Below are 3,967 nucleotides of genomic sequence, written 5' to 3'. Positions count from 1 at the left end.
CCGCATGGCGACCAGCTGGCGTCGGCGGGTCAGCAACTCGTCGAGCATCACCTGTTGCGGCGAGGGCCGCTCGCTGGGCCGCGGCTCCAGGCGCATGGCGAACTCCGCGAGCACGCGCGCGTCGATGCGGTCGGTCTTGGCGAGCGTGCCCATCGCCTGGGCGAACCGTCGGACGCGCGTCGGGTTGACGACCGCCACCGCGACGCCCGCCGTCAGCAGTTCGACGGCGACCCGGCGCTCGTAGCCGCCGGTCGACTCGACGACCACCAAGCCGATCGGGTGGGGCCTGAGCCGGCGCAACAGCCCGGCGATGCCCTCGGCGGAATTGGGACGGGAAAAGGTCACGTCCGTCGTCGCGCGTGACGGGCCGGCGACGCGAACGTGGACGTCGAGCGTCGCCTTGGACACGTCGATGCCGACGAAGACCGGTAACGAGGAATCGCTCATGGAAGCATCCCTGCCTTGCATATGCGAACTGTGAACCGCCGCCGCGCGGCGGCCCACGTTCTGGCGGCTGTTCGGGCCCGGACCACGACGCCGACGGCGATCCGGCTCGACCACGGCCTGGCGGCCAAGACAGGCTCGATCTGCCGTCGGCGGGAGCGTCGCGTGCGGCTCGCTACGCTCACCCGCACGCGACGCACCATTCATCATTGGATCGGCTTTGTGTTCGGGTTGGAAGATACAAGGTGCTGTCTCAAGCGAACCTCCCCCGGCCGCGGGGTGGAGGGACGTTGCAGGCAGACGGCAGACAAGAAGCACGTGAGCGGGCCGCGCGGGGGCGGTTGCGTGTGCGCCCGGATCTGGCGTCCACCCGCAACGGCCTCCGCTGTCGCGGCCGGCTACGTGTCTGGTGTCGGATTAGGGACGTGGACTACGCCGCCTGGTGCTCCTGCTCGACCTCGAACGCGTTGGTCGGCAGGCCGACGGCGACCTTGACGGTCACGCGGGTGCCGTCGGGGATCACGCGCAGGTTTTCCAGCAGGACCAGCTGCTCGTTGCGCAGGATGAAATCGGCGCGCAGTACCTGCGGCATGGGACGCACGTCCTCGCCGCCGGCGCGGAGCTTGACGGTGCGGACGACGCGGTAGCCGGCCGCCGGGTGGGCAGAGCCGCCTTGGACGATGAAGCTGATGCGGCCGAAGCCCAGCTGCTGCAGCTGGCGGATCCACCACTGGTCGGGAGCGGACAGGGACGAGTATTTGACGGGTGCTTGCATGGGAGCCTCGGCTGGGTGAACTTACATTGTGCTAGGCGTGCGCGGACCTTCCGCAGCACGCTAAACTGTCAATGACGATCGGTGTTGGAAGGACGGTGCCGTCGACGTGTGGGACCGTCCCGTGGGTGACGGTGGGGACGCAACTGCTTAGCGAGGATGGTGCGTCGCAGAATGGTGGCCGTGACCGAGTCGGCGCCGACGGCACGAACCGCTTCACGGAGCATCCGACGAAGCGTCGAGATCGATTTGTCTTCTACGCGGTTCGACATGCCCGCGAACGTAGCGGGCGCAGGTAACCTTGCATCAACAAAGACGTTGGCTGGACGTGAGGCCCTAGGACATTTCGCCACGATGTCGGCGACGGCGCCCAAGCGATAGAGGTACTGGTCCTCTGACGGCTTGCGATCAGCGACCTCGATCCAGTCGCTTCCCTTGTTCGCAGGTGTGCGCCAGCGTTTGAGCCGCTTCTTGAATGCCCCAAGGTTCAGCGCATATTTCTCGGCAATGTCTGAGGCAGAGAGTTTGGTGTCGGGATCAACAGCCGCACCTGAATTAAGGCGCTGCAGCATTTCGACTGGGACTGGCAATTCGTCGACCTCGATCATCGGTGGCTTGCCGTAAAAGAGCGGCCCCGAGGGAAGGTTGTGAAACCAATCAATTTCATCCCGATCCAAATCGGCGGCAATTGGTCTCGCAGCAGGCCGGTCGAACATGTAACGAAACCCGATGTTGGCCACCTCGCGGTACGTCTCGAATTTCTTCCTCCAAATCATTTCCACTTCGTCGCGAACGTCGAGGATGAAGTCTGCCAACTTCTCGCCCTTCGCGATTGCCTGCATACGAAGAGGTAGACGCTTCGTAATCACATTCGGATATTTTCCAGTTTCATATTCGTCGAACACCAAGAGGTACTCGACCGCTGGCCCCAGTCGGTCCCACAGGGTCTCGCGATTATGCTCGATCGCCGCGCGCTTAAACCGAAGTTCCTCGTTGACTCCCGTCCAACCGGACCCTGTCCTCCTCAACGTAACGGCTGAATATCATGCGGACGCCTGACCGCACGGACTCAACGTTCACTATCGCGAGCTGGTAATATTCGAGTTGCTGCAGTCCGCGCGCAACGGACGTGCACACCGAGTGAACGAACACGTAATTGCAGCAGTATTCCGGACACTTCATGTCGTTCTGTCCAAAAGTTCGGCTTTCACGTTGCCGCAAAGGGTAATCTGGTCGTGCGGATCGAGCCGGGCGTGGCTGTAAGTCATTTCGCCCCGCGGCGGCTTGTTAGGGTATCACCCTAACAAGCGTTTGTGAAGAAGATGTCCGAAGCGTCATGACCGCGAGCCCTCGCGAAGGTCACAGCATTTCCAGAGTTATCACTGCCCACATCTCCCTCTGCCTCCCCCACTCCCCTTCCGCCGCGATCGGCCGTACCTGCCACTCCTTCACCGGCTCCCGGCCTCCCGTAACCACCGGCAGGAACAGCAGTTCCTCTTGGATGTCCGGCGCGAGGTTGAGCAAGTTCATCACCTGGCTGATGCGGGCCCGCGTCACGTGCCCCAGCCGGGCCAAGTCGGCGTAGTCGGCCAACTCCCCCTGCTGCAGCAGCCCGTCGAACCGGATCGCCAGCGCCATCAGCCGGGAGACCCGCGGGATGTGACCGAGCGGGACGGATGGCTTGTGGCCATAGACCATCTGCTTGCGCCCATGACGGGCCCCACTGAAGTGAACGGAACATTGGACCGTGATGCTCATGCGACCTCCTGAAGTGGCGTGGCCAGTTGCTTGATGCCGCCGGGGCGGAAGGTGAGGGAGACGCTGCCCTCAGCCGCGTCGTAGTCCACCCGCTCGACGAGCAGCTGCACCAGCCGGGCCTGTTCGCGCGGGGCTAGGGCCGACCATGCCGGCCCGAACCGGGCTAAGGCGGCGCCGACCTCGTGGTCCTCGACTAGCGTGTTGCTGAGGGACTCGAACTCCGACCGAACGGCCGACGTCCGCTGCTCTAGGTCGCGGAGCCGCTCTTGCGCCGCGGCCAGTTCACCCGCCCGCTGCGGCAGCCCGATCAACCGGCGCAGGGTCGCGTGGTCCTGCTTGGCCGCCTTCTCCAGCCGCTTGTCCTCGGCCCGCAACTCCGCCAGCTTCGCTTCGACCTGCCCCCGCGCCGCTTTGACCGTCTCGGCCACCACGGCGGGGTCGGTGCCGATGCTCCTGATCTGTTCCACCACGAACCGCTCGATTTCCGCCGCCGGGACCGACTTGCTCGGGCAGGTGTCCCAGCCGCGCTTGTGGGCGTTGAGGCAGATGTAGTAGCGGTACCGCTTGCTCCCCTTGCTCGTGTACGTGTGGCCCATCGAGCAGTCGCAGGGGCTGCACCGCAGCAGGCCCTTGAGGATGGCGCCGTAGCGGTTGCGGACGGCGGCACCGCCCGTCTTGCCGTTGCGGGCGAGCACCGCTTGGACTTTCTGGTACGTCTCCTCATCCACGATCGCGGCATGTTCCCCCGGGTGGACCTCGTCCTTGTACCGCACCTTGCCGGTGTACACGACGTTGGTCAGCAGCTGGTGCAGCGTTGACTTGTTGAACGGCTGGCCACCCCTGTTGGTGCCATCCCGGCCGACCCACGCCTTCGTCGTCCACCCGAGGGCAGTGATCGCCGTGACGGCCGGGATCAGGGCCCGGTTCTCCAGGTAGGTCGCGAAGATCCGCCGCACCTGCTCGGCCTCCGTCTCGTTCACCGCCAGCTTGGGC

At 64.8% G+C, this 3,967-nt stretch carries 5 protein-coding genes; all 5 read right to left on the bottom strand.

The features are described 5' to 3' along the window. Positions 1-447 (bottom strand): transposase (locus VGN72_09470; protein ID HEV7299580.1); only part of this gene is annotated, 447 nt, incomplete at its 3' end. 427 nt (positions 448-874) lie between these two features. Beyond that, positions 875-1,219, bottom strand: coding sequence for a hypothetical protein (locus VGN72_09465; protein ID HEV7299579.1), 345 nt, complete (start codon positions 1,217-1,219; stop codon positions 875-877). Between the two features lie 68 nt (positions 1,220-1,287). Continuing rightward, positions 1,288-2,121, bottom strand: coding sequence for a hypothetical protein (locus tag VGN72_09460; protein HEV7299578.1), 834 nt, complete (start codon positions 2,119-2,121; stop codon positions 1,288-1,290). A 454-nt stretch (positions 2,122-2,575) separates the two neighbouring features. After that, positions 2,576-2,974 (bottom strand): hypothetical protein, encoded by a 399-nt coding sequence (locus VGN72_09455; GenBank protein HEV7299577.1) that lies wholly within the window; start codon positions 2,972-2,974, stop codon positions 2,576-2,578. Next, positions 2,971-3,967, bottom strand: a 997-nt coding sequence (locus VGN72_09450; protein HEV7299576.1) for a recombinase zinc beta ribbon domain-containing protein, incomplete at its 5' end; no start/stop codon positions are given. The genes VGN72_09450 and VGN72_09455, both read right to left, overlap by 4 nt.

The organism is Tepidisphaeraceae bacterium (assembly GCA_035998445.1).
Lineage (GTDB): Bacteria > Planctomycetota > Phycisphaerae > Tepidisphaerales > Tepidisphaeraceae > DASYHQ01.
This window is presented reverse-complemented; position numbering and strand designations above follow the sequence as displayed.